20 protein-coding genes and 1 other annotated feature are annotated in these 25,706 nt (G+C 69.0%); of the genes, 16 read left to right on the forward strand and 4 right to left on the reverse strand.

Going from position 1 to position 25,706, the window contains the following annotated elements; genetic code table 11:
* Positions 1-1,253: 1,253 nt before the first annotated feature.
* A protein-coding gene (locus tag VPH43_RS23620; protein WP_328580230.1) for an IS3 family transposase occupies positions 1,254-2,479 on the forward strand; the annotation gives its coding sequence in 2 pieces (ribosomal slippage) (positions 1,254-1,542 and positions 1,542-2,479; 1,227 coding nt in all).
* Positions 1,532-1,648, forward strand: a sequence feature (AL1L pseudoknot). It overlaps the preceding gene by 117 nt.
* A 136-nt stretch (positions 2,480-2,615) precedes the next feature.
* Here VPH43_RS23620 and VPH43_RS23625 read toward each other — a convergent pair.
* The gene (locus VPH43_RS23625; protein WP_328580231.1) at positions 2,616-2,894 is read right to left on the reverse strand and encodes a WYL domain-containing protein; all 279 of its coding nucleotides are present in this window, start codon (positions 2,892-2,894) and stop codon (positions 2,616-2,618) included.
* Between the two features lie 336 nt (positions 2,895-3,230).
* On the opposite strand from VPH43_RS23625, the gene VPH43_RS23630 reads away from it, so the two are divergent.
* A complete protein-coding gene (locus tag VPH43_RS23630) occupies positions 3,231-3,635 on the forward strand; it encodes a VOC family protein (RefSeq protein ID WP_328580232.1) in 405 nt (134 codons plus the stop codon).
* A 70-nt stretch (positions 3,636-3,705) separates the two neighbouring features.
* On the opposite strand, the gene VPH43_RS23635 is transcribed toward VPH43_RS23630, so the two are convergent.
* The 3 genes from VPH43_RS23635 to sctQ all read right to left on the reverse strand — a co-directional run bounded on the left by VPH43_RS23635 (position 3,706) and on the right by sctQ (position 6,780).
* Positions 3,706-4,965, reverse strand: a complete 1,260-nt coding sequence (locus VPH43_RS23635) for a D-amino acid dehydrogenase (RefSeq protein ID WP_328580233.1) — start codon at positions 4,963-4,965, stop codon at positions 3,706-3,708.
* An 84-nt stretch (positions 4,966-5,049) separates the two neighbouring features.
* The gene (gene sctR / locus VPH43_RS23640) at positions 5,050-5,709 is read right to left on the reverse strand and encodes a type III secretion system export apparatus subunit SctR (protein WP_328580234.1); all 660 of its coding nucleotides are present in this window, start codon (positions 5,707-5,709) and stop codon (positions 5,050-5,052) included.
* A 21-nt stretch (positions 5,710-5,730) separates the two neighbouring features.
* Positions 5,731-6,780, reverse strand: a complete 1,050-nt coding sequence (gene sctQ / locus VPH43_RS23645) for a type III secretion system cytoplasmic ring protein SctQ (RefSeq protein WP_328580235.1) — start codon at positions 6,778-6,780, stop codon at positions 5,731-5,733.
* 212 nt (positions 6,781-6,992) lie between these two features.
* Between sctQ and VPH43_RS23650 the strand changes: the two genes are divergently transcribed.
* From VPH43_RS23650 to VPH43_RS23715, 14 genes are all read left to right on the forward strand, one after another.
* Positions 6,993-8,912, forward strand: a complete 1,920-nt coding sequence (locus tag VPH43_RS23650; protein ID WP_442909336.1) for an FHIPEP family type III secretion protein — start codon at positions 6,993-6,995, stop codon at positions 8,910-8,912.
* Positions 8,912-9,178 (forward strand): type III secretion system export apparatus subunit SctS, encoded by a 267-nt coding sequence (gene sctS / locus VPH43_RS23655; protein WP_328580237.1) that lies wholly within the window; start codon positions 8,912-8,914, stop codon positions 9,176-9,178. Before VPH43_RS23650 ends, sctS begins: the two co-directional genes overlap by 1 nt.
* Positions 9,175-10,899 (forward strand): type III secretion system outer membrane ring subunit SctC, encoded by a 1,725-nt coding sequence (gene sctC / locus VPH43_RS23660; protein WP_328580238.1) that lies wholly within the window; start codon positions 9,175-9,177, stop codon positions 10,897-10,899. Before sctS ends, sctC begins: the two co-directional genes overlap by 4 nt.
* A 2-nt stretch (positions 10,900-10,901) precedes the next feature.
* Complete coding sequence (locus tag VPH43_RS23665; RefSeq protein WP_328580239.1) at positions 10,902-12,011, forward strand: FHA domain-containing protein; 1,110 nt, start codon at positions 10,902-10,904, stop codon at positions 12,009-12,011.
* 134 nt (positions 12,012-12,145) lie between these two features.
* Positions 12,146-12,352, forward strand: a complete 207-nt coding sequence (locus VPH43_RS23670) for a hypothetical protein (protein ID WP_328580240.1) — start codon at positions 12,146-12,148, stop codon at positions 12,350-12,352.
* Between the two features lie 84 nt (positions 12,353-12,436).
* A complete protein-coding gene (locus VPH43_RS23675) occupies positions 12,437-12,853 on the forward strand; it encodes a hypothetical protein (RefSeq protein ID WP_328580241.1) in 417 nt (138 codons plus the stop codon).
* Between the two features lie 10 nt (positions 12,854-12,863).
* Positions 12,864-13,649, forward strand: coding sequence for a type III secretion system inner membrane ring lipoprotein SctJ (gene sctJ / locus VPH43_RS23680; RefSeq protein WP_328580242.1), 786 nt, complete (start codon positions 12,864-12,866; stop codon positions 13,647-13,649).
* Between the two features lie 13 nt (positions 13,650-13,662).
* Entirely contained in the window at positions 13,663-14,310 is a 648-nt protein-coding gene (locus tag VPH43_RS23685) for a SctK family type III secretion system sorting platform protein (RefSeq protein WP_328580243.1), read from the forward strand.
* On the forward strand, positions 14,292-14,906 hold the full coding sequence (gene sctL / locus VPH43_RS23690) for a type III secretion system stator protein SctL (protein WP_328580244.1): 615 nt from the start codon (positions 14,292-14,294) through the stop codon (positions 14,904-14,906). Before VPH43_RS23685 ends, sctL begins: the two co-directional genes overlap by 19 nt.
* Positions 14,906-16,228 (forward strand): FliI/YscN family ATPase, encoded by a 1,323-nt coding sequence (locus tag VPH43_RS23695; RefSeq protein WP_328580245.1) that lies wholly within the window; start codon positions 14,906-14,908, stop codon positions 16,226-16,228. The genes sctL and VPH43_RS23695 overlap by 1 nt, the downstream gene beginning before the upstream one ends.
* An 8-nt stretch (positions 16,229-16,236) precedes the next feature.
* Positions 16,237-16,722, forward strand: coding sequence for a serine kinase (locus tag VPH43_RS23700; RefSeq protein WP_328580246.1), 486 nt, complete (start codon positions 16,237-16,239; stop codon positions 16,720-16,722).
* A gap of 6 nt (positions 16,723-16,728) precedes the next feature.
* Positions 16,729-17,508 carry a type III secretion system export apparatus subunit SctT gene (sctT, locus tag VPH43_RS23705; RefSeq protein WP_328580247.1) on the forward strand — a complete coding sequence of 260 codons (780 nt, stop codon included), beginning with the start codon at positions 16,729-16,731 and terminating at the stop codon, positions 17,506-17,508.
* 3 nt (positions 17,509-17,511) lie between these two features.
* Positions 17,512-18,543: an EscU/YscU/HrcU family type III secretion system export apparatus switch protein gene (locus VPH43_RS23710; RefSeq protein WP_328580248.1), complete on the forward strand. Its 1,032-nt coding sequence runs from the start codon at positions 17,512-17,514 to the stop codon at positions 18,541-18,543.
* Positions 18,544-18,698: 155 nt separating this feature from the next.
* The gene (locus tag VPH43_RS23715) at positions 18,699-25,637 is read left to right on the forward strand and encodes an LWXIA domain-containing protein (protein ID WP_328580249.1); all 6,939 of its coding nucleotides are present in this window, start codon (positions 18,699-18,701) and stop codon (positions 25,635-25,637) included.
* The last annotated feature ends 69 nt before the right edge of the window (positions 25,638-25,706 follow it).

A 25,706-nucleotide genomic window follows, 5' to 3' on the forward strand; every position in this document is an offset into this window, starting at 1 on the left:
GAGGACCACAAAGGGCGCTTCAAACCCACTTCGGAGGGCGACCGCATCATGAGTTTGTCCGACTACCTTGTTCGAAGCGCCCATCGCGGGCGCGCGAAAACGAGTTGTTCAGACCTTCCCTAGAAGTCGTATGAGCCGATCAACCAGGTGCCTAACCCCTCCATCGAGCGGACAGCCTCAAGCTACGCTTGAGGCTGCCGCTCATGTCGAACGTTAGGACCCTTGCGCAATGCTCGCTTCCATTCGGAGATCCATAGTTGCCAAAGCGGAAGTTCTGTTTGAGCTTGTAGGTCTTGTGCTCGCGGGCTCCGGTGCAACGGTCGCTGCAGTGTTTGGTCGGCTCATGCTCGCGCTCGTCTTGGGCGTGGTGGTGCTTGGCTTTTTCTTTCGTCTTACTGGCCGTCGTCGAACTGCCCGAAGAGTGCAAAGTCCTGAGCCGGCCTGGATCTACCTTGCTGCCTCCTTAGCCGCTCTCGTTGAAGTTGCGGTCCTCGTAGAGGCAACAAATCTTCCGGTCCGCTTCTACCAGGAAGGGTTTGCTCTCCTACACTGGGTAATCGTGCTGTCAGCAATCGGCATAGCGTTCTGGCTTCAGCTGTGGGTGCTTAGGCTGTTTGCCGTTCGCCGGAATGGACATCAGGTGTCCTAACCCCTCCATCGAGCGGACATGCCCCGGCAAGCCGGGTCATGCCGCTCATGTCGAACGTTAGGCGCCAGGCCGCATGAATACCGAAGGCAGGATCTCAGCGCTTGTTCACCGCTCTGGCAAAAGGGCAGGAGCGCATGTTCAACGCTCTGGCAGCCCGACGGTGAGGCGCGTTGAATCGAGCGCACGGGATGCGCCGCATTCTTTGTCTGGCAGGGCCGCTGTGGTGCGCGCTTGGCGGCCAAACGCGAGAGCAAGGTGCACTGCGCCGCGTTGTTCATGGTTGGCCACGGGCCGAGCGCTCTCTCGTATGCTGCCTTCTTTGTCCTGCCAAGTTGCTGAGCTATGCGTTTGACGGTCCTGTTCTCTCAGCTTGGCAGTTGCCCTCTGGTGGGCCGAGGCTCCGTTTCACGCTTTGACCTAACCAGTCCATCGAGCGGACAGCCTTCGGCTGCCGCTCATGTCCGACGTTAGCCGCCATGCGCCACGGTTCTCTGCTCGTCCGTCGCCTAGTTGCCTCGTTGCTCCTCTTACTACTCGGCTGCGTCGCGTTGGTCTGAACCGCCCCGGGTTTCGAGGAGGCTCAATACTCTGAGAGGATTGAGCCATGAGCAAGTCGAACAAGTTCTCGCCCGAGGTGCGTGAGCGGGCGGTGAGGATGGTGCAGGAGCATCGTGGGGAGTACCCGTCGCTGTGGGCGGCCATCGAGTCCATTGCGCCCAAGATTGGCTGCGTGCCGCAAACGCTGAACGAATGGGTCAAGCGCGCAGAGGTTGATGCCGGTGTGCGAGACGGCGTCACGAGCAGCGAGGCGCAGCGCGTGAAGGAACTCGAACGCGAGGTGCGCGAGCTGCGCAAGGCCAACGAGATCCTGAAGCTGGCCAGCGCGTTTTTCGCCCAGGCGGAGCTCGACCGCCGCATCAAGTCGTGAAGGCCTTCGTCGACGAGCATCGCCAACGGTTCGGGGTCGAGCCGATCTGTCGCGTCTTGCAGATCGCCCCGTCGGCGTACTGGCGCCACGCGGCTCGCCAGCGCAATCCGGCGTTGTGCTCGCGTCGCGCGCAGCGCGATGCGAGCCTTGTGCCTCAGGTCCAACGCGTGTGGCAGGCCAACATGCAGGTCTACGGAGCTGACAAGGTGTGGCGCCAGCTCAATCGCGAAGGCGTGGCGGTGGCGCGTTGCACCGTCGAGCGGTTGATGCGTCAGCAGCATCTGCAGGGCGTGCGCCGAGGCAAGGCCGTGCGCACCACCGTTCCTGACCCAAAGGCGGCATGCCCCCTGGACCGAGTCAACCGGCAGTTCCGCGCAGAGCGGCCCAACCAGCTCTGGGTCTCGGACTTCACTTACGTCTCGACTTGGCAGGGCTGGGTCTACGTGGCGTTCGTGGTGGACGTGTTCAGCCGGCGCATTGTGGGCTGGCGCCAGAGCAGTTCGATGCACACCGAGTTCGTGCTCGACGCCCTGGAGCAGGCGCTGTACGACCGAAAGCCGTCCGAGGACGGCGGCCTGATCCATCACTCGGACCGTGGGTCGCAATACCTGTCCATCCGCTATAGCGAGCGCCTGGCCGAGGCCGGCATCGAGCCTTCAGTGGGTTCCAAGGGTGACAGCTACGACAACGCCTTGGCCGAGACCATCAATGGCCTCTACAAGGCCGAGGTAGTCCACCAGCGCGGGCCGTGGAAGACCAAGCAAGCGGTAGAACTGGCGACTCTGGAATGGGTGGCTTGGTTCAATCACCACCGATTGATGGAGCCGCTGCGCTACGTCCCGCCTGCCGAATTCGAGGCGAACTACCATCGCCAACGCGCTGGTCAGGCCGCGCCTGTCTGACTTAACCCAACGAGCCTCCGCAGAACCCGGGGCGGTTCAAATAGCGGCTGAAGTCGGCTTTGAAGTGCCACACCGCTAAGACGAAGCAAAGACTTTGCTCGGCGTGCGCTGCCCCCAGCATCACCAGCACAGCCGGCTACAGCTGCGCGAAGATCCTTGCCATTGCAGAGTCGTTCCTCCTGTAGTTCGGTCCGGGGCGGGGGAACGTCTCTTCCAGCACTTGCAGCTGCGACATTTTCGAGACGTCGAACAGCGGCTCACGCTCCGTGCCACCGGTGAGCTGATGAGCCCGCAGCAGTTCGGTTGCCTTGATGCCTACGCCATAACACTGCGGCTCGACGAGCCGCGTTCTCCCGTTGTAGGTGAAGCGCAGCCTTCGCTTCTGCTCGATCGCTTTCACCAGGTCTTGGTTCATGGTCACCTCCGGCGCTGCTATGTTCGACCGAGCAGCTGCCGTACCAGCCGCCCGCAAGCAGGGGCCAGCGCGCCGGCTTGCCGCACGGGTGGAGCCTCACCTGGGGTCCAGCCCGGGAGCCCCGATGCACCGTTTGCCTCACCCCCGGCGCCTGCCTTCAAACGCGGCAGGATGTCCGCGGGCCGCGCTGGGCCGCGCCCCTGGAGCGGCCACCCACCGGTCATGCACAGGCTTGTCCACCGTCTTTGTGGATAAATCCGCCGGGCGGGGGTGGGCCGGGGAGGCCGCGGAAGGGGGCTTTACATTGCTGCATCGCAATGTCCAGCAGGTGCTGCCGTGTATTCCCATGTGTTCGTGAGCGTTACCGACTTCCAGCGCGCGTTTGGTTTTTACAGCGCCGTGATGGACAGCCTGGGACTGCAGTTGCGCTTTCATCAGCCGGCCAAGCCTTGGGCGGGCTGGCACAGCGCGAGTGGGGCGCGTCCCTTGTTCGTGATCGCCCATCCCTACGACGGCCGGCCGCACGATCCGGGCAATGGCCAGATGGTGGCGTTTGCGGCGGCCGACCGCCGCACCGTGCAGGCAGCCCACCACAGCGCGCTGCAGCATGGCGGCCGGTGTGAAGGCCCGCCGGGGCTGCGGCCTCAGTACCACGCGCACTACTATGGCGCCTACTTCCGCGACCCCGATGGCAACAAGCTCTGCGTGGCCTGCCATGAGCCGGAGGCAGCCAGCGCTTGAAGCGGAATGCGGTGCTCGGTGCCAGCGCCGTCACGGCATGGAAAGACGCTGAGGACACGAGCGCAGCCCCCTATCCGGCATAGGCAAAATGCCGCGCAGGGCGGTCGTCTCCGGCCAGGCAACGCTCGATCAAACGGGCACTGCCCATCGCAAGCGTCAGGCCGAGCGAGCCATGGCCCACGTCGACCAGCAGGTTGTCCACCGGCGTGCGGCCGATCACCGGCAGCGACGTCGGCGTGCACGGCCGCAGGCCAGACCACGGCTGCGGATCGGCGCTGGCATCGCAGGCACCCGGAAACGTGTCGTGCGCGGCCGCCAGCAGCTGGGCGATGCGCTCGGGGTCCACCCGAAGGTCCGGCCCCACCAGCTCCGCCATGCCGGCAATGCGCAGCCGGCCGGGCAGGGGGGCGTACACGGTCTTGCGCCGCAGGTCGGTGACACTCACGCGCGGCGCCAGCCGTTCGTCCACCACCGGCAGGGTGATGCTGTAGCCCTTGACCGGATACAGCGGCAGCTTCACGCCCAGCGGGCGGGCCAGCACGGGGGCGTCGCTGCCGCTGGCCAGCACCACTGCATCGCCGGCCGGCAGTTCTTCGCCGCTCTCCAGGCGCAGGCCGGTGACACGCCGGCCTTGCGTGCGCAAGGCGGCCACACGCGCCTGGTAGCGCACCGTGCCGCCCATGGCGCGCACCCGGTCGACCAGCTCGCGCGTGAGCAGCCAGGCGTCTCCTACCGCTTCGCCGGGTGTCCACACGCCGCCGGCCACATGGGCGCGGTAGGCCGCCAGGGCCGGCTCGCGATCCAGGCAGGCATCGGTGTCCAGCACGTGCTGCTCGCAGCCGAGCGCACGCTGGCAGTCCACCTGGCGGCGCGCGGCAGCCAGCGCAGCGGGCGAGTCCACCACCACCAGCTTGCCGGCCACCGCATGATGAAAGCGCAGGTCGTCCGCCTCGCAGGCCGCAGCCAGTTCGTCCCGGCTGGCGAAGGACAGGCGCAACAGGGCCTCGGTCGCGCGGTGCACCTGCCTCGGGTTGCAGGCCCGCAGGAAGCGCAGGCCCCAGGACAGTTGTGCCCATTCGCCGGTGAGCCTGAGCTTCAAGGGCGACTGCCGGTCCAGCAGCATGGCCGGCAGCTTGCGCAAGGTGGCCGGTGAGGCTAGCGGCTCCACATAGCTGTAGCTCAGCTGGGCACCGTTGGCAAAGCTGGTCAGCTGGCCGGGTGCGTCGCGCGCCTCCAGCAAGGTGACACGGTGGCCGGCGCGGGTGAGCACATAGGCTGCGGCTGCGCCCACGATGCCGGCGCCGACGATGGTGATGGCCAGGGGCTTCATGCCGGTGCAGTCTACGGAGCGCCGGAGCGCCCGCGTATGCCAAACCATGTGTCACCCATGCCTTGTGGCACAGGTCCAGGGGCTTCAGCGGTAGGACAGCACCAGCCCGTGGACCAGCCGCGTCCAGCCGTCCAGCATCACGAACAGCAGCAGCTTGAAGGGCAGGGAGATGGTGGTGGGCGCGATCATCGACATGCCCAGCGCCAGCAGCACGGTGGCCACGATCAGGTCCACCACCACGAACACCAGGTAGATGATGAAGCCGATCTGGAACGCGCGGGTGAGCTCGCTCAAGGTGAAGCTGGGCACCAGCACCATGAAGTCGTCGGCCTGCAGCGCTTCGGCGCGCTGCCTGGGCCAGATGTTGGCGGCGGACTTGAGGAAGAACTGGCGTTCGCGTTCCTGCGTGTGTTTCTGCAGGAACTCCTTCACCGGCGTCTTGGCCGCGTCCACCACCGCCATCACGTCGTTCAGGCCTTCCCCTTTGGCACCGAACTGGCGGTTGCGCAGCGCATCGCTCACGTCCATGCCCACCGGCGCCATGATGTAGATCGACAGCACGATCGCAATGCCGTTGAGCACCATGTTGGGCGGTGTCTGCTGCAGGCCGAGCGCAGTGCGCAGCAGCCCCAGCACGATCACGAGCTTGGTGTAGCTGGTGACCATCAGCGCCACGAAGGGCGCGATGCCGAAGGCCAGGATCAGCGCGACCAGGGTCAGCGGATCGGGCAGCGAGGCCTGCATGGTGTCGGCGTCCGCGCGGCGTCAGAGGGCGCCGGCCGCGAACTCGGCCACGCGCACCCCCAGCCGGTCGCCCACGGCCACCAGGTGGCCTTTGCCCAGCACATTGCCATGCGCGAGGATGCGCACGGTGCTGCGGTTCAGTGGCTCGCCGAGCTCGAACACGTGGCCCGGTTTCAAGGCCTTCAGCTCGCCGAGGGTCAGCGCGAGGCCACCCACTTCGAAGCGCAGGCTGACCTCCAGTGCGTCCAGCCGGTCCAGCGGCAGCTGGCTTGCGGCGTCGGTGTCCGCGGCGGTGGGGGCGGTGTTCATGGCGATGTCTCCCAGTGACTGCAAGGTGATGCGCGAGCCGTCGGCCAGCGCGTCCAGGCGCAACCCGGCCACGCTCGCCTGCAGGTGCAGGGCGGAGCCGGCGGCGCGCCAGCGTTCGATCCCCACGATGTCGCCGGGTGCGATGCGCCGCACCTCCTGCCACTGGATGGGCGTGCTGCCCACCTCGAAGCGCAGCTGCACCTGCAGGCGGTCGAATGCGGCGGGGGTGGGCGCCGGGTGGCGCTTGAAGGCGGGCACCAGCTTGTCGAGCGCGGCCGGATCATCCAGCACCGCCACGCCGCGTGCGACGACGTGGCCGTCGTCGCGGGCGAATGCAAAGCAGATCAGCGTGTTGAGGTCGGGCGCACCGTTCACCTCGTCGGCGGACCACTCGAAGTGCAGCCTCAGGGCGCTTTGCAGCGCTTCGGTGAGCGGGTGCAGCGCATCGGCCAGCAGGATGGTGCGCAGCTCGCGCGGCAGCAGGTCGATGCGCGGCTCACCCGTCAGCGCTGCCAGGCCGATGCTGTCCAATCCGAGGTGGCCTGTGTGCGGGCCCACTTTGAAAGCAAATCGGCCGTGGGGCTCCACGCCGCGCAGCGGAACGGGATCGAACACCAGGCGCAGCTCACCCTGCACACGCTGCAAGGCCAGCGGCAGGGGCGGGGCGCCGTTGTAGAGGCGATTCAACGCGGCGCATGCCGCCGAAGCCAGGCGCGGCAGCGCGCTCGCTTCGCTCAATTCGGTGACCGGAAAGCGGCTCATCAGGCGAGCGAGCGTAGACAAAGCATGCCGTGCGCGAAAGCACGAAAAAACGTAGTCCGCGTTTCCGTAGGGCAGTCCGTAGTGCGGGCGGGCCGCTACGAATACTCGTGGTTGCTGCGCGGGGTGCACGTCCCTAGAGTTGCCCGCAACATGAGACTTACTGCACAGGCCACACGATGAGCAGCCGCAGCACCTTGCAAGCCCCCGGTGGCATGCGCTCGCTGTTCGGCGCGCTCGGGCGGCAGAACGATCTGGCGCTGGCCGCGCTGCTGATGGCCATCGTGGCGCTGTTCGTGCTGCCGCTTCCCACGCCGCTGCTGGACCTGCTGATCGCCACCAACCTCTCGGTCAGCCTGGTGCTGCTGATCGTGGCGATGTACGTGCCGTCGGCGCTGTCGCTGTCGACCTTTCCGTCGCTGCTGCTGTTCACCACCCTGTTTCGCCTGGCGCTGAACATCGCATCCACCAAGCTGATCCTGCTGCACGCGAACGCCGGCCACATCATCGACGCCTTCGGCAAGCTGATCGTGGGCAACAACGTCGTCGTGGGCGGCGTGGTGTTCCTCATCATCGCGATCGTGCAGTTCATCGTGATCGCCAAGGGCTCCGAGCGGGTGGCCGAGGTGGCCGCGCGGTTTGCGCTGGACGCCATGCCCGGCAAGCAGATGAGCATCGACGCCGACGTGCGCGCCGGCGTGCTGTCGTCCACCCAGGCGCAGCAGCGCCGCGCCCAGCTGGAGCAGGAATGCCACCTGCACGGCGCAATGGACGGTGCGATGAAGTTCGTCAAGGGTGATGCGATCGCGGGCATCGTGATCGCGCTGGTCAACATCCTGGCGGGGTTGGCCATCGGCACCTTGATGCACGACATGAGCGTGTCCACTGCGCTGCAGCGTTACGCCATCCTCACGGTGGGTGACGGCATGGTGTCGCAGATCCCGTCACTGCTGGTGTCCATTGCCGCCGGTGTAGTGATCACCCGGGTGGGCAGCGGCGAGGCGCGCGATGCGCAGCTGGCCGGCCAGATCGCGCGCCAGCTGGTGGCCCATCCGCGCGCGCTGCTGATCGCCGGCCTGGCGGTGGCTACCTTCCTGATCGTGCCCGGTTTCCCGAAATGGGTGTTCGGCCTGCTCGCCCTGGCCATCGTGGCGCTGGCGATGCTGTCCCGAGTGCTGCGCGAGCGCGGCCGCCGGCCAGGATGGATTTCGCACGACGAGTCGCAAGACGAGGGCGGTGTGGCCCAGGCGCTCGCTGCGCCATTGGCGGTGCGGCTTTCCAAAGGGCTGCGCGAGCAGGTCGACCTGCATGCGCTGGACCTGCGGCTGGCCGAGGTGAAAGCTGCGGTCGAGGCCGACCTCGGCCCGGTGTTCCCGCGGCTGCAGGTGGGCACCAGCGCGATGCCCGAAGCCGATGCCTACCAGGTGCTGGTGCACGACGTGGTGGTGGCGCAGGCCCGCCTGTCCACGGCGCCGGCCGACGGCAGCCAGCCGCCGGAGGCCACCATCGCGCGCCTGGTGGACGACACCGTGCGCCGCCATGGCGCGCAGCTGATCGGCCTGCAGGAGGTGCACCGCCTGCTGCACGCGGTGCAACGTGAGGCGCCCGAGCTGGCAGCCGAAGTGTCCCGTGTGATCCCGGCCCAGCGCATGGCCGAGGTGCTGCGGCGCCTGCTGCAGGAGGGCATCCCGATCCGCAACCTGCAGCCCATCTGCGAAAGCCTGGCGATCTGGGCGCCCAAGGAGCCGGACACCATCGCGCTGACCGAGCTGGTGCGCATCGACCTGGGCCGCTACATCACCAGCCGCCATGTGGGCAGCAACCGCCAGATGAATGCCATCCTGTTCGAGTCCAGCCTGCTGGAGCGGGTGCAGAGCGCGGTGGAGCGCTCGCCGCGCGGCAACCTGCTGCTGCTGAGCCCCGCGGTCGCGCAGGACATCCGTGACCAGGTGCATCGCATCGTGTCTGCCAGCAAAGCTGGTGTGGTGGCCATCGCCTCCAGCGACGTGCGTCGCTACGTCAAGACGCTGATCGAGCCGGTGGCGCCGGACCTCCCTGTGTTGTCGTACCAGGAAGTCGACGAGGACGTGCAGCTGCACCCGGTCGGCTGGATCACCAACCCGCAGGCCGCCTGATGACTCCGAACAACGTATTGGACTTCACCCGCGAGGGGCTGATGATCGTGCTGTGGGTCTCCCTGCCCATCGTGGTGGTGGCCATCGTCACCTCGCTGGTGGTGGCGGTGCTGCAGGCCGTGACCCAGGTGCAGGACCAGAGCATCGGGCAGTCGGTGCGCCTGATCGCGGTGATGGGTGCCATCGTGGTCAGCGCCGGATGGCTGGGGCGCGAAGTGCTGGCGTTTGCCGAGCGCGCGCTCAAGACACTGACGGAGCTGGCATGAGCAACGCCAACCTGCAACGTTGCGTCAGCGCGCTCATCGGCTGGTTGCTCGCCGCATTGCTGGCGATGGCGGTGACCGAGGGCCATTCGGCCGAGCTGCGCTGGAACGGCCGGCCGTTCCAGATCGTGGCCGCCGACAAGCCCTTGCCTGATTTCCTGCGCGAACTCGCGTCCTCGCAGGGCACCACTGCGGTGGTGGATCCCAAGGTCGCCGGCGCCATCAGCGGCAAGTTCAACGGCAGCGCGCTGAAGATCCTGGACAGCGTGTGCACCACCAACGGCCTGACCTGGTTCTACGACGGCGCGTTCCTGTTCATCGAGCCGGCCAGCGAGGCGCGCAGCGAGGTGCTGCCGGTGAGCAATGCCACGCGGGTGGCCGATGCGCTCAAGCGCCTGGGCATTGCCGACAGCCGCTATCCGGTGACCCTGCTGGACCGCGACGGCCAGGGCAGCCTGCATGCGTCCGGCCCCAAGCGCTACATCGAGATGGTCAAGCAGACCGTCAAGCTGATGGACGCACGTGGGGCCTCGGCCGACAACGCCGAGATCCGGCTGTTCCCGCTGCGCTACGCCTGGGCCGCCGACTTCAAGATCATGCGCGCCGGCCGCGAGACCAGCATCCCCGGCGTGGCCAACGTGCTGCGCAGCCTCTACAGCAAGGGCGGTGCAGCGGGCGGCATGGGGCGTGCACCCAGTGCGCCCTTCTACATGGGCGCCACGCGGCAACTCAAGCTGCGCACCGGCGACACCATCGAGGCACCGAAGGTCGAGTTGCCGGGCCTGCAGTCGGACGACGCGCCGCTGTCCGGTGGCGTGAACGTCGGCAGCAACGAACTGCCGCAGTTCCAGGCCGACACCCGCATGAACGCGGTGATCGTGCGCGACCTGCCCGAGCGCATGGACCAGTACGCCCGGCTGATCCAGAGCATGGACGTGCGGCCGCGGCTGATCGAGATCGAAGTCACGATCATGGACATCAGCACCGACACGCTGGACAGCCTGGGCGTCGACTGGCGCCTGCACGGCGGCCATGGCGACCTGCAGTTCGGCCGCGGCAACGCGCCGGCGCAGAGCTGGAACAACAGCAACACCGAAGCCGGGCAGACCGGGCCTGCATCGCCGGTGGGCATGGTGCTCAATGCCGCGCTGGGCCACGACGCGCGCCGCTACCTGCTGGCGCGGGTGAGTGCGCTGGCCGAGCGCGGGCGTGCCAACTTCGTGGCCCGGCCCAAGGTGCTGACGCTGGACAACAACGAGGCGGTGCTGGAGAACCTGTCGCAGTTCTACGTGCGCGTCAACGGCTTCCAGGACGCCAGCCTGTTCAACGTGACCACCGGCACCGCGGTGCGGGTCACCCCGCTGATCGTGGATGAAAGCGCGGCACGCGGCGTGATGATGTCCATCAACATCGAGGACGGCGACCTGAGCAGCGCCTCGGTCGACCAGATCCCGATCGTGCGCCGCCGCACCGTGAACACGCAGGCCCTGGTGGACGAAGGGCAGAGTGTGCTGATCGCCGGCTACACCTCCGAGGAGAAGACCAGCGCCACCACCGGTGTGCCGCTGCTGTCGGACATCCCGGTGGTCGGGCGCCTGTTCCGCTACGACGAGAAGAAGCAGACCAACATGGAACGCTTCTATCTGCTGACACCGCGGCTGGTCACCACGCGGGGCACGCCGCCGGGCACGCTGCCGGTTCCCACGCCGGCGCCAGGAGGTTGACGATGACCGATGCCACTACGGCTGTGTGGTGCCTGCGCTTCCTGAGCGGGCCGGTGAAGGGCCGCACCTTGTCGCTCAAGCGCGGCGCCAACGTCATTGGATCGGCTGGCGATTGCGACGTGATGCTGCCGGGCAGCGAAGTGCAGCCGCGGCATCTGGTGGTGCACGTGGGCGAGCTTGCGGTGACAGTGCAGCGCGTGGCCGCGGCCGACGCGCGCCTGAACGGCGAGCCGGTGGAGGCCCAGCGGCGCAGCGTGGTGGCGGGTGATGTGGTGACGGTGGGGCCGATCGACTTCCAGCTCGAGCGCAGCTATCCGGCGCCGGCGCATGACGATTCGATGTTCGCCGAAAGCATCATGCCCGGCGATGCGCCGGCGCCTGCAGCGGCGCCACCGGCCGCCCCGCGCGCCACCGGCCGCTGGGCCGGCGCGGCCTTGCTCGTGGGTGCGGCGCTGGGCCTGCTCGGCATGACGGCCTGGGACGGCGTGGCCGCACCTTCGCCCGCGGCCAGCGGCGTGAACCTGGCGGCGGTGGAAAAGGCGCTGCAGGGATTCAGCGAGGTGGAGGTGATCGCCCAGCCGGGCGGCCAGTTCGGTGTGCGCGGCTATGTGGAATCACGCGCACGGCGGCAGGCGCTGCAGGCGGCGGTGGAGCCCTTCGGACGCCGCGTGACCGTGAACGTGCAGGCCGCCGACGAAATCATCGAGCAGGCACGCCGCTATGTGGGTGACGCCAGCGTGGCCATCGGCTACGAAGGCCGCGGCCGGCTGGTGGTGAGCGGGGTCGCGGACGACGAGTCGCTGCGGCAGAAGATCCGCCGCCTGGGCGAGGACCTGCATCCCACGGTCCTGGTGAGCGACCGCGTGCAGTACCGCAGCAAGCCTCAGGGCGAGCGCGACGCCGCGCTGCGCGACCAGTGGGCCGCCTGGCAGAACCTGCTGCCGGCCCGCCTGGTGAGCATCACCGAGGACAGCAACGGCACCCGCCACATCCAGCTCGCCAACGGCAGCCGCTACTACGAAGGCGCGGTGCTGCGGTCCGGGGCCGAGCTCAAGCACATCGACGCCGACGGCCTGGAGCTGTCGGGCGGCGCACCGGAGAAGCGGCGATGAGCCGATCACGAATTTCGCCTCGCGGGTGCAGCTTGCACCGGCGATGCGGGATGCCTTGGCCGATGAGCGGCCGGGGCCTTTGCCAGCGGGCTTGTTAGAGGCCCTTGTTTTTCAACATGACAGGAGAGAGTCACATGCCAAGCTCAGTCGATACCTCGATCGCCCAGATGAACCAGGCCGCTGCCGACAACGCACGCCTGATGTCGGCCAGCATGGCCGCCTCCACCAGCATCCAGGGCGCGGCCTCCACGGCGCACACCGTCAACGGCGCCAGCGCCGCGGGTGGTGAAGTGGCCAAGGCGGCCGGCAACGACATCCGGCAATCCGCCAAGTCGTCGTAATGGCGGTTCGCGCGGTGCCCTCGGTGGGGGCACCGCGCCCTTCGCGCCGCACGGTGTGCGGCACTGATCCACAAGGGGGCAGACATGACTGCAGCGATCACGCCCGTTGCCACTGCGGCGGAGGCAGCGGCCAGCACGGGTGCCACATCTTCGGCCCAGGCGGCGCCGGCCATCGATCCGGGCCAGGCGCGCATGTTCGCGCGCCTCATGGGCCCGGGCGGCCTGGCGGCAGCCGGCTTTTCCCCCGCGGCGGCGCCTGACACGCTGCAAGGCGCAGCACAGGCCCTGGCCGCGCAGCTCGGCGGCAACGTGCGCTCGTTCGAGGAGATGCGCGCCAGCATGCTGCAGTCCATCGACCTCAGCGATCCCATCCGCACGATGTTCGCGCTGACCGACCATGCGATGGAAGCGCAGATGACCTTCGCCAAGCTGCACATCTCCACCGGCCTGGCCAGCGCGGCCACCAGCCTGTTCGGCACGCTGCTGAAGAACCAGCAGTGAAGGAGCGGTCATGACACTGCGAATCACCCTGCGCCGCGGCCTGCTGGGCTGCGCACTTGTCAGCCTGCTGGCGCTGGCCGGCTGCAAGGTGGAGCTCTATTCCGGCCTCAACGAACCGGAGGCCAACGAGATGCTGGCCGTGCTGCATGCCGAAGGCATCGCCGCCAGCAAGGAGCGGGTGGAAAACGCCGACTGGCAGATCCAGGTGGAAGAAAGCCGCCTGGGTGCCGCGCTCAGCGTGCTGCGCGCCCATGGCCTGCCGCAGGACCGCTACGCCACCATGGGCGAGGTGTTCCAGAAGCAGGGCCTGGTGTCCACGCCCTCCGAGGAGCGCATGCGCTACATCTTCGCGGTGTCGCAGGAGCTCTCCCAGACCCTGCGCAACATCGACGGCGTGGTGTCGGCCCGGGTGCATGTGGTGATCCCCGCCAACGACCCGCTGAGCGACAAGATCCGGCCGTCGTCGGCCGCCGTGTTCATCAAGCACCGGCCCGACACCGACCTGCGCCTGCTGGTGCCGGCGGTGAAGGACATGGTGGCCCACAGCATCGAGGGCCTGGGGCATGAGCAGGTATCGCTCACCCTGTTCGAGGCGCGCCGCTCGCCGGCCGGCACCGCGGCGGCGCTGGAGCCGGCGCGGCCGGTGGCCGGGCTGGGCGGCCTGCCGCTGCAGACCACCGCCATCATCACCGTGCTGTTGCTCGCTGGCGCGGCCGCGCTGCTGGTGTTGCCCGGCCTGCTGCGCAAGCGCGGCCGCGACTGGCCGTGGCTGATGCGCCAGGTGTTCAAGCGCTGAAGCCTGCTGCGCCATGAACGCCACCATGGACCTGCTGCGCCTGGCCAGCCGCCTGCGGCTGCAGCCCGAAGCGGAGCTGCACCCCAGCTGGCTGCCCACCGAGTGGCCGCTGCGCCACCGGCACATTGAGCGCCTGGGCCCTGGCGGCCGCGCTGCCCTGGCCGACTGGCTGCGTACGCAGACGCCGGATGTGGGATTCAACTTCGACACACCGGCCAGGCGGCTGGTGCTGCTGGACGGCCGCTCGCTGCGGCGGATGGCGTTGTACTGCGCGCTGGTGGCGCATGCACCGTTGATGCGGCAGCGCGGTGAGCTCGGATCGCAGCTGCGCCGCCAGGCCCGCCGCATCGACCGCGATGCGCAGCGCGTGGTGCTGGAGCGGCTGCCCGCGGTGCCGTCGCTCAAGGTGGACACCAGCCGGCTGGAGCAGCGGCCCATCGCTGCCGGCCGGGTGCTGGTGAACCGCGGCTACCGGCTGCTGCAGGGCGCGGTCGCGCCCCAGGGCGACGCCGTGCTGCAGCGACTGCAGCGCAAGCTGCCGCGGCGCGCCGCGCTGCTGCGCCTGCCGCCACTGCAGCCGCGCCAACTCGATCAACTGCAGGAACTGATGCTGATGGCCATCGTTCCGGAAAGGCTGGCGCAGTGGGACTGGCTTTTCTGATCACCACCGAGCGCCTGCAGCTGCTCAGCGAACGCAAGGTGCTGAAGGAGTCGGAATACGCGGCCCTGCTCGACGCGGCCGGGGTGCTGGACACCGCGCGCCAGGAAGCCCGCCGCATCGTGCAGCAGGCCACCCACCAGGCGCAGGAGAGCCGGCGCCAGGGTTACGAGGCCGGTGTGGCGCAGGCACGCACCGAGTATGCGCAGCGCCTGCTTGCGGTGGCGGCGCAGTCGCACGCGGAGCTGCAGGGCCTGCGCGAGGTGATGGCGCGGCTGGTGGTCAAGGCGGTGAGCCAGCTGGTGGCCGAGGCCGACCCGGCCCAGCTGTTCGAAGCGGCCCTGCTGCGCGTGGACAACCTGATCCGGCACGAACCGCATGTCACCGTGCGGGTGTCGCCGAACCAGGAAGCGGCGCTGCGCAGCGTGCTGCAGCGCATGCGCGATGCGGCGCAGTGGACCATGACGGTGGCCGTGCAGGCCGACCCAGCGCTGCCCGACGGTGCCTGCGTGATGCAGACACCGTCCGGCACGCTGGAGATCGGCGTGGACGCCCAGATCGAAGCCTTCCGCCGCGCGGTGGCACGAGGGGGCGCCTGATGGACCGCGCCAGCGAGCTTGCACGCAGCCTGGCGGCCGGGCTGGAGCAGGCCATCGCACGCGCCACGCCGGTGGGCATGCGCGGCCGTGTCAGCCAGGCGGTGGGCATGCTGGTGCACGCCACCGGCATCCAGGCCCATGTGGGGGAGCTGTGCGAGCTGGCCACGCCGGGGGAGCCGCCCCTGCTGGCCGAGGTGGTGGGCTTCCAGCAGAACACCGCCATCCTCACGCCGCTGGGGCCGACCACCGGCATCTCGGCGCTGACCGAGGTGCTGCCGTCCGGCCGGGGCCATGTGTGCCCTGTGGGCCCCGGCCTGCGCGGCCGGGTGCTCAACGCGATGGGCGAGCCGATCGACGGCCGTGGCGAGCTGCAGGTGCAAGCCTGGCTGCCCGCGCAGCGCGAGCCGGTGGATCCGCTGGCTCGCCGCCTGATCGAGCGGCCGCTGGCCACCGGCATCCGGGCCATCGACGGCCTGCTCACGCTCGGCGAAGGCCAGCGCATCGGCGTGTTCTCGCCGCCGGGCATCGGCAAGAGCACCTTGCTGGGCATGCTGGCGCGCGGATCGTCGGCCGACGTGAATGTGATCGCGCTGATCGGCGAACGTGGGCGCGAGGTGCGCGAGTTCATCGAACACAGCCTGGGCCCGGAAGGCCTGGCCAAGACGGTGATGGTGGTCTCCACCTCGGATCGTGCGCCGATGGAGCGCATCAAGTCGGCCTACGTGGCCACCGCCATTGCCGAACACTTCCGCGAGCAGGGCCAGTCGGTGCTGCTGCTGGTGGACTCGCTCACCCGCTTTGCGCGCGCCCAGCGCGAGATCGGCCTGGCCAGCGGCGAGCCGCCCACGCGGCGCAGCTATCCGCCGTCCATCTTCTCGATGCTGCCGCAGCTGCTGGAGCGCGCCGGCCAGGGCGAGCGCGGTGCGATCACGGCCATCTATTCGGTGCTGACCGAGGGCGACGAGGACAACGACCCGATCTCGGAGGAGGTGCGCTCCATCCTGGACGGCCACATCGTGCTGTCGCGCAAGCTCGCGTCGGCCGGCCACTTCCCGGCCATCGACGTGCTGGCCAGCGTCAGCCGGGTGATGCCGCAGGTGGTGTCCGCGGAGCACCAGGCGGCCGCAATGCGCGTGAGGGCGCTGCTGGCGAAGTACCAGGAGATGGAGCTGCTGGTGCAGATCGGTGAATACGAATCCGGCCGCGACGAGCTGGCCGACCGCGCCATCGCGGCGCGTTCGGCGCTGCAGTTCTTCCTGGCGCAGGCGCCGCATGCGCTGCAAGGCTTCGACCAGACCGTGGCCGCGGTCTGCCGCTATTGAGGGCTGCCATGAACGACGACTGGGCCCGGCTCACCCGCGTGCGCGAAGCCCAGCTGGCGGCCGCACGCGAGGCGGTCGAGCAGGAGCGTGTGCGTGTGCAGGCCAGCCTGGCGCAGGCCCAGCGTGCCCAGGCGCAGCTGCAGCAGCAGGCTCATGCCAAGTCGGCGCTGTGGCAGGACACCACCCAGGCCCTGGCGCAGGGTGGCTGCGGCGCGGGCACGCTGCGGCAGGCCCAGGTCTGGAGCGGCGCGCTGGACAGGCGCATTGCCGACGCGGGCCAGGGTGTGCAGGCCGCCGAGCAGGCGGTGGCTGAACGCATGGCCGAGCTGCAACAACGGCGCAGCCAGCTTCGGCACGCGAGCAGCGAAGTCGAGAAGGTCAGGCAGGTGCACCAGCGGCTGCAGGCGGCCGAGCGCCGCGGTGCCGAAGTGCGCGCCGAGGACCGGCTGGACGAACTGGCGGCGCAGCGCTGGCTGCGTGTGCGCGGGAGTTGAGCGGCCATGGAAAGCCTGGAACTCGCCACCCTCGAGCGCCTGTTCACGCCGGTGGCGCTGACGATGCCGCGCCTGCTGGCGATCTTCCTGGTGGTGCCCTTCCTCTCGGGCAGCATGCTGAGCGGCCTGGTTCGCAACGGCCTGCTGCTGATGCTGGCGTTTTTCATGTCACCGCTGGCGGCCGACATGCCGCCCGCCTCGCTCGGGATGTGGCTGCTCATCGCGGCCAAGGAGGCGCTGATCGGCCTGATGCTGGGCCTGGGCTTCGGCATCTTCATCTGGGCGCTGCAGAGCGTGGGCGACCTGATCGACTTCCAGACCGGCTCGGGCAATGCCTCCTTCTTCGACCCGGTGGCCGGCCATGAGAACGGGCCGACCGGCGAGTTCCTGGGCTGGCTGGTGATCACGCTGTTCGTGTCGTCCGGCGGCCTGCTGGCCATGCTGGGGGTGATCGCCGATTCCTACCGGCTGTGGCCGGTGGGCTCGTTCTTCCCGAACGTGGGTGCGGTGTTGGAGCAGTTTGTCGTCCGCCAGGGCGACACCTTGTTCCAGTGGATCGTGAAGCTCGCGTCGCCGGTGCTGATGGTGCTGCTGCTGGTGGAGCTGGGTGCTGGCCTCATCAGCCGCGCGGCGCCGCAGCTGAACGTGTTCGTGTTCGCGCAGCCGCTCAAGAGCCTGCTGGCCACCTTGATGATGCTGCTGTTCCTGCACTTCGTGTACGACTCGCTGCGCGTGTTCCTGCAGCCCGAAAACGGCGTGCTGGAGTTCCTGCGCCTCGCGCTGTAGGCCATGGCTGAAAAAGACCAGAAGCCCACGCCGAAGCGCCTGCGCGACGCGCGCAAGCGCGGCGAGGTGGTGTTCAGCCAGGACGTGTCCTCGGCGGTCAGCTTTGCGGTGGTGGTGGCGGCGCTGTGGGCGCTGGGGCGCTCGGCGCTGGGCCTGCTGCAGGCGCTGTGGCAGCACGCCAGCGACGGCCGGCTGCTGGCGCGCCCGGGCGAGCACGCCGGTGAACTGATGCTCCTGGCCGGTGAAACCCTGTTGTGGTGTGCCGCGGGCATCACGGTGATCGCACTGCTGGGTGCCTTTGCGGGCTCGTTCTTCCAGGTGGGCGGGTTGGCGGCCTGGGAGCGCATCAAGCCGGATGTGAACCGCCTGAACCCGGCCGAAGGCTTCAAGCGCATCTTCTCCACCCGCAACCTGGTGAACCTGCTGAAGATGGTGCTGAAGACGCTGCTGCTGGCGCTGCTGCTCTTCACCGTGATCCGTGCCTACATCGACCCCGCGCTGAAGACCGGCTATGCCACCCCGGCCTCGGTGATGGCCTTCGGCGGGCATGCGCTGCTGGTGGTGTTTGCCTGGGCGGGGGTGATCTATGCCGCGATGGCGGGCGTGGACTACGTGCACCAGCACCACGAGTTCATGAAGCAGCAGCGCATGTCGATCGACGACATCCGGCGCGAGCACAAGGAAACCGAGGGCGACCCGATCAACCAGTCGCGCCGCCGCTCGGCCCATTTCGAGGCGGTGTACGCCAGCCTGGTGGACCGGGTGCGTGCATCGTCGGCGGTGATCCATTCGGCCCGCGTGGCGGTGGCGCTGCAGTACCTGGGCGAACACGACCTGCCGCGCGTGATCGCGCGCGGCGAGGGCGACGTGGCCGCCACCATCCGCCGCTTTGCGTCCGAGGCGCTGATTCCCACCGAATTCGAGGCCAGCCTGGCCGAACGGCTGTACGACGAGATCCCGATCGACCAGCCGATCACCCGCGCGCTGTACGAACCCGTGGCCCAGCTGTTGCGCTGGGCCCGGGGCGGCGAGTAGCTCTCTGTCACTTTCAGGAGGTAGTCACCATGTTCCCACCTGGCGAAGGTCCTTCCCGCCGCGTCACACCGGTCTCCGTGCCGACCCCCACGCCGACACCGTCGTCGACCGCACGCCCGGGCGGCTCCTCCGGTACCTCCTCGTCGCCATCACCGATGAACGACATGGACGAGATCCGTGCGATGCGCCGCGCGGCCGAGATCCAGCGCCAGATCCAGGCGCAGATCGCCCGCCAGCAGGCCGAACTGGCCGAGCAGCGGCGGCAGGCCGAGGCCGCCAAGAAGCGCGCCGAAGAGGCCGCGCGTGCCGCCTGGGAGGCGGAGGAGCAGGCCCGCCGCGCAAAGTCCGCCCAGGACAAGGCGCGCACTCAGACCGAGCTGGAGATGAAGAACGCGGAGCTCGACTCCGCCGCGGCCGACTGGCAGCACAAGGAAAAGCAGGTCAAGCTCACCGAGGCGGAGCTGGCCGATGCCAAGGAGCGGCAGAAGGACCCCACGTCCACGAAGACGCGGCCCACGCAGGCGGCGGTCACCCAGGCCGAAGGCGAGCTCAAGGACGCTGGCGAGGTGAAGGACCTGCTCGACTCGCGTGTCACCGCGATGAAGAAGGAGGCGCAGGCCACCAAGGCCGAGGCCGACGCGGTGCCCGACAACTGGCAGGGCCCCGTGGCGCCCGGGCAGAAGGCGCCGATGGTGCAGGGCCGGGAGAAAGCCGTTCGGCTGCGTGCAGAGGCCAACGACGCATGGGGCGACTTCAACAAGAAGCTGGTCGCGTGGGACGTCAAGCAGAAGAAGACGGCCGTGGACACGGCCGAGGCCAAGCTGCCGAGCCTGCGCAAGCAGTACCACAACATTCCGCAGGACGACCTCGAATCGGCAGCCGGTCTGCCCCAGGCGCGCGCCGACTACACCGACGCCCTGGCGCGGCAGAAGGTGGTGAACGCATCGGCCGATGCCACCCACAAGCAGGTGCTGGCGCTGCAGGCTGACGACAAGGTGACCGCGGCACGCGCCGGGCTGATGAAGGAACAGAAGGAGCTGGGCATGTGCGTGGCCGATTCGCCGGCCACCCGCGAACTCACCAAAGCGACTGACGAGGCCAAGCAGGCCCACGCCGCCGCCGACACCGCGCTGGCGAGCGCAGCGAAGTCGCTGCAGGACTACGAACTGGCCAGCAAGAAGCAGGACCTGGACGCCGCCAAGGCCGACCTCCAGGCCATCACCGGCGGGCAGTACGGCCCTTATGTGCCCGGCACAGCCGCTGGGGACGCGAGCGCCAAGGTCACCCAGCTGCAAAAGGAATACGACGCGATCGCCAGCGGCAAGGAGAGCACCCAGACCAACCTGGCCAACGCCAAGTCGCAGGAGCTGCTGGCCTCGCTGGGCACGGCCAAGCAGGACGATCCCGGCTCCTTGTGGGCGCTGTTCAGCAAGGACGACAACGCCACGACGCTGGCGCAGCCCATGATGAACCAGTACCACCTGCAGTACGGGGACACGGCGCACGCCATGAGCGGCACCTACCTGGACAACATAGTGGGCATGACCCTGGGCATGAAGCCGTCGGTGGACCTGGCATCGCTGAGCCCCCAGGAGCGCGAGCGCGTGCTGCATGAGCAGGCGCTGTTCGGCGGGGAGGACATGGAGCGCATCGGCAAGGTGAGCGACAAGCTCGGTGAGGCGAGCGACGAAGTGGGCGGCGACAAGGGCTCGCCCCACGTGGCGCTGCTGCCGGTGGTGTGGGGCTCCAAGGATGTCGGCATGACCACCACCACGCTGTACCGCGTGGACGGTGCAAAGGGCGAGAAGTTCGTCGACGACCAGGGCAACATCTACGACGACTGGCACGAGTACCGCTACGAAAACGGCCTGCCGCCCACCGACTCCAAGATCGTGCTGCCCAAGGACGGCCACCTCAAGGTGGACGACAGCGGCAACGTGATCACCGAGACGGGCAAGGCCTCGCTCGAGACCGGCTGGGACAAGTTCAAGCGCGAATGGCACATGGACTACGTGGTGGCCGGCGTCACCATCGTGGGCGGCGTGCTGGTGGATGCGGCGGGCATCCTCACCATGCCCATCGGCGTGGGCGTGGGGCTGGAGGTGCTGGGCACCTCGATGATCGTGGCCGGCATCGGCTATGGCGCCTACGAGGCGGGCCACGACCTCGTCAAGCTGGCCGACCATGGCCAGTCGCTCAATCCGATCACCAACTCGCAGGCCCGCATGGACATGATCATGCTGGGCTCCTCGGTGCTGGCCGGTGGCGCGGTGAAGGCGGGTTTCCAGGCCAGCATGGCCTCGCGCACGGCGCTGTCGGCCGAGCGGGCCGGCATGACGGACGCGTCGCTGGCTGCGCGCGGCGCGGCGCAGGGCTACCGCAGCACCGCGATGAAGCTGGGCATCCCGGCCGCGGTGGCCGGGGTGGAGCCCATGGCCGAGCAGAGCGTGATGGCGGCGGCCAACTGGGACAAGATGACCGACACCGAGAAGTCCCAGTACTGGCAGCAGATGGCCCTGGGGGCGTCGCAGATCTTCGTCAACCCGGCCTTGCGCAGCGGCATGAAGTCCGTGGCCGCCCGCCATGGTTGGATCTCGCCCCAGGCGGCCGGCCCGGGCAGCGTGCAGGTCGGCGAACGGCCTGCGGGCGCGGTGCCCGACGCGCTGGCGGAGGTGACCGGCAAGGCGGGCGATCTCGCCGTGGGCGCCGCGCATGAACGCGGCCAGATGCTGGATGTGAAGCTGCCGGGTGTGGCCGACCCCGCATCAGCCGGCCCCGTCACCGTGCCCACCGCCAGCCATCCGGCACAAGGCGCGCCGCAGGCTGGGCAGCCCGCCGCTGCGCCACCCGGTGCGAAAGCGGGGCCTCAACCCGGCGCCGCAGCGCCGCGCACACGTGCGGCCGGGCCGGCCGACATGCCCACCGTGTTCCATGCCGACCCGGGCGCGGGCGACACCACCTTGGTGAACCTGCGCCTGCAGCAGCCGGGTGCTGCTGATCCGGCGTCCGGCACCAGCACCGCGGCGGCGGCTGCACGACCGGATGCCAAGCGGGCCGGCCAGGCCCAGGATCCGTCCGCCGTGGAAAGCGGCACCACCCAGAAACAGGCCCGCGACCCGCGCCGGCAGACGCAGGAGCGCGCGCGCGACCCACGCACCCAGGCGCTGGGCCAGTTGCGTGACACCCACCCGCGCGCGGTGATCGGCGAGCAGGGCCGCGTGGTCGAGTTGCGCGGCGCTGATGGCCGGCCACTGGGTGGGCGCCCGCCGGCCGAGGCCTTGCGCTACACCAGCGCCAAGACGGGCGCCGACTCACCGGTGCCGCAAGCCGACACGGGCGGCACTGCAGCGCCAGCCGTGCAAACCGGGCACGCTGCCCCTGCGCCGGTGGAAGCGCCCGCCACGGCGGACCCGGCGGCCGCGCTGGCGCCCACCCTGGCCTCGCAGCCGGCGCAGATCGTGCGCACGGTGGAGGAAGCGGGGGCGCAGGCCACCAGCACGCCCACGAGCGCTGAGTACGAAGGCACCGCCGCCGCCCGGCGCGGCACGGACGCCTTGCCCCAGCGGGTGGGCGGCAAGCGCCAGCAGGTGAGGGCGTTGCCGCAGCGCGCGCAGGCGTACGACGCCATCCGCAAGGGCGAAGCGCCTGGCAGCCTGTTCAAGCCCAGCCAGGAGCAGAAGGCCTACCTGGACTACGTGACGGGCGACAAGGCCGCACGCAACGGTGACGCCGTGCGCTTCCTCGTGTCCGACCGTGCACCGCACGAGGTGTTCGTCAACGAAGGCGGTGAAGGCCTGCCGATCGAGCTGGACACCGTTGTGCATGGCACGTTCGACGACGCACGCGCCGCCGCGGCCGGAAAGAACGGGGCCTGGGTCTATCGTGTCAGCGGCCCGGAGCGCCTGGTGGACGAGTCCCTGGCCGGCCCGCGCCTGGACCCCAAGCGTGTTGAAGGCGCGGTGCGCGTGTTTGACGATGGCGAGCTCTTTCCCGCTGCGGCGCCCAACCTGAAGCACGAGGTTCCCTACACCAACCCCATGCTCGGGCGCCTGGACACGAGGAGCATCCGCCCGTCGGCCGGCGGGCGCTACTGGCAGGAGAAGTACGTCGATGCCGGGCTGAAGTTCATGCAGGTCAAGGACCAGGTGCTGCAGAAGTTCGGCCGCGGCACGGGTCCCACACGGGCCGAGCCGGGCGAGCGGCCGCCGGTGTCGGCCTGGGCGCGCGAGGTGGTGGGCCAGCCGCGTCGCGAGAACCGGGTGGCCGACGTGCACTTCCACCGGCTGCCCTATGACCGGCGGCTGGCGCTGACCATCGGCAGCATGCTCAACACGGCGGGCGACACCGTGCGCATTGCCTTCGGCGCCATTCCGCAAGGCTGCGGCAAGGGCTACTACTCGGCCAAGGATTCGCCGGAGCTCACCTTCAAGAACGCCTGGCGCCTGGACGGGCGCTTCGCGCGCGACTTCATGGGCATGACGCCGGAGCAGCAGGCTCGCGCCGACGTGATGATCACCGGCAAGAACCCGGCGGAGCCCGGCTTCAAGGAGTACGTGCGCACCCTGATGCAGGAGCACCCCGGGGTGTTCAAGGGGATCGGCGAGCTCACGGTGCACAAGGAGTACGTGACCGCGATGCTCGGCAAGGAGCAGGTGCGGCTGGACGCACGCAGCCTGAAGGAGGTGTTCGAGGCGGCCGACGAGTTCGGCCTGGTGCTGCTGGTGCACAACGACTGGGGCCATGCGCCGGTGGGCCCCGACGGCCTGCACACCGCCGGCCATGAGGGCTACCAGTACTTCGACAAGCTGATCGACCTGGCCTCGGAGCACCAGAACGTGCGCCTGGTGCTGGCCCACACCGGCATCGGCCGCTACTTCCGCCCCAATGCCGAGCCTGGCACCTTTCGGGTGAACGGCGAGGACCGCGTGGTGCCCGAGCATGTGGCGCGCCTGTACACCGCGCTCGAGCGTGCGCCCAACACCCACTTCGACATCTCCTGGAACGACGTGGGCGAGGCGTACGTGTTCGATCCGCGCATGGGTGACGCGCTGGTCAACTTCATCGTCGAACACCCGGACCGCGTGCTCTACGGCAGCGACTCGGTGAAGCCGCCCAACCAGGCCTTCTACGAGCACAACCGCACCACGCTGGAGCCGCTGCTGAACCGGCTGGAGCAACGCAGCCCCTTGGCGGCGTGGCTGCTGGAGCGTGGCAACTACGAGCGCCTGTTCGGCGAGGCGGATGTGGACTCGGTGAACCGCACGTCCACGCTGCTGCGGGGCAAGGGCCGGGAGGCGGACGCGCTCGAGATGGAGCAGCGCACCGCCGCCGTGCGCGAACTGCAGCGCCAGACGCGCGAAAAGATGGTTCGTGACGACCCCCGCCTGGTGGACCAGGTCCGCACGATGCGCACGGAGGATCCCTCCAATCCGCTGCTGCGCATGTTCGACGACCTCGACCTCGACACCCCCTTGCCCGGAGAAGGCCGCACCCAGGTGGCCGGCGCACGGGCCGCGGGCGAGCCGCCCCACGGCGTGGGAGCGGAGGGGAAGGAAGGGCTGCGGTCGCTGGACCACCTGCGGCAGCCGCCCGACAAGCGGGCGGTGAACCGCGAATATGACCAGACCCTGGCGCGCAACCAGCGCGAGGACCTGAACGTCACGCCCTCCAGCCGCGAAGCCCAGCGCGAGAGCAAGGGTGCGATCCGCGCCGTGGCCGCAGCGCTGGGGCTGACGGCCACCGGCGCGGCGGCGGCGGAGCTGTCGCACATGGGGCCGGCGGCGCAGAACAACGCCGACATGGGCGCCTTCTTCCTGCGCAGCGTGGCCGGCCTGGGCCGATCGCTCTACAAGGAGTGGGTGCGTTTTGCGACCGAGTCCTTGTTCGAGGAAGGACACATCAGCCAGGACAAGATCGACTGGTACATCAACCGGGTGCAGAAACTGGGCCGCAGCTACGGTGTGGACGAGGCGCGCATGAAGGATGCGATCGATGTGACCGAGCAGTTCCGCGTCGACATCGACCACATCCAGAACACGCCGCTGCGCCCCGGCGAATCGCACGCGGACCGCTTCAAGGTGGTGTCGGCCGCCGCCGGCCTGTGGGCCGTGCGGCTGGACCGCGCACTGGGCAACCAGTCGTCGTCGCTGGACATCACCAACCCGCGCCACAAGGTGGGCCAGTTCTTCCGCCTGGTGGTGCTGACCACGTTTGCGCACAACGCGGTGAAGAACGGCATCTACTTCACCGGCGGCGAGCACTCGTTCCTCGAATCGGCGCAGCATGGCATGTACCTGCTGGCCGATGCGGCGCTGGCCACCCATGCGGCCTTCGGCCTGGCCAGCGGCCGCAACGGCCTGCGCAAGACCGACGGCACCTGGACCGGCTCGAACTGGGAGGAGCGTGTGCCGGCGATCCGCAAGTTGCAGGCGTACTCGATGCCGTTGTTCTCGGCGGCAAGCGCTGCGTTGACGGCGGTGGACCTGTCCCATGGCCGGCTGGGTTATGCCGCCATGGACGCCGCCTTCACCGTGGGTACCGGCTGGACCGCGCGCAACGAGATCATGGCGGACCAGCGCCTGGGCCAGCCGAAGACGGCCTGGCGTGCCGCCGCGCCTGCGGTTCTGACCTCGCTGGCCATCGCGGCGCGGGTGCTGTATGGCGTGAACGATGTGCAGGACCCGCAGCCGCAGAAGGCGGCCGATCCGCAGTCCAACCTGCTGCCCCCGATGCCCACGCAAGACCCGGTGCCGCCGCTGTCCTGGCCCACCGGCGACCCGGCGCTGCCGCATCCCGAGGCGCCGCCCATCCGCCACACGGTGGCGGTGGACGATGGCGACCGTGCGAGCGGCTCGCTGTGGGGCATCGCCGAAAGCCACGTGGACACCTTGCTGACACCGGCCGAGCAGGCCCGTGCGCAGCAGCGTGGGGGCCACGATGCGGTGGTGGCGCAGGCCTTGTCGCAGCTGATCCAGCTGAACCCCGAGCGGGGCTTTCGCACCGACCTGATGGACGGTGTGGTGAGCCAGGCCGCGGGCGACCCGGACCGGGTGGTCGATGGATGGAACCTCGAGGTCAAGCGCGCGGGTGCGTGAGGCGTACAGGTGTGGCCATGCTCAGCGGAAAAAGCGATGACCTGACCAAAAAACTTCGCGTTTGCCGGG

Origin of the sequence: Ideonella sp. BN130291, from assembly GCF_036231905.1 — a bacterium.
Lineage (GTDB): Bacteria > Pseudomonadota > Gammaproteobacteria > Burkholderiales > Burkholderiaceae_C > CAMLIZ01.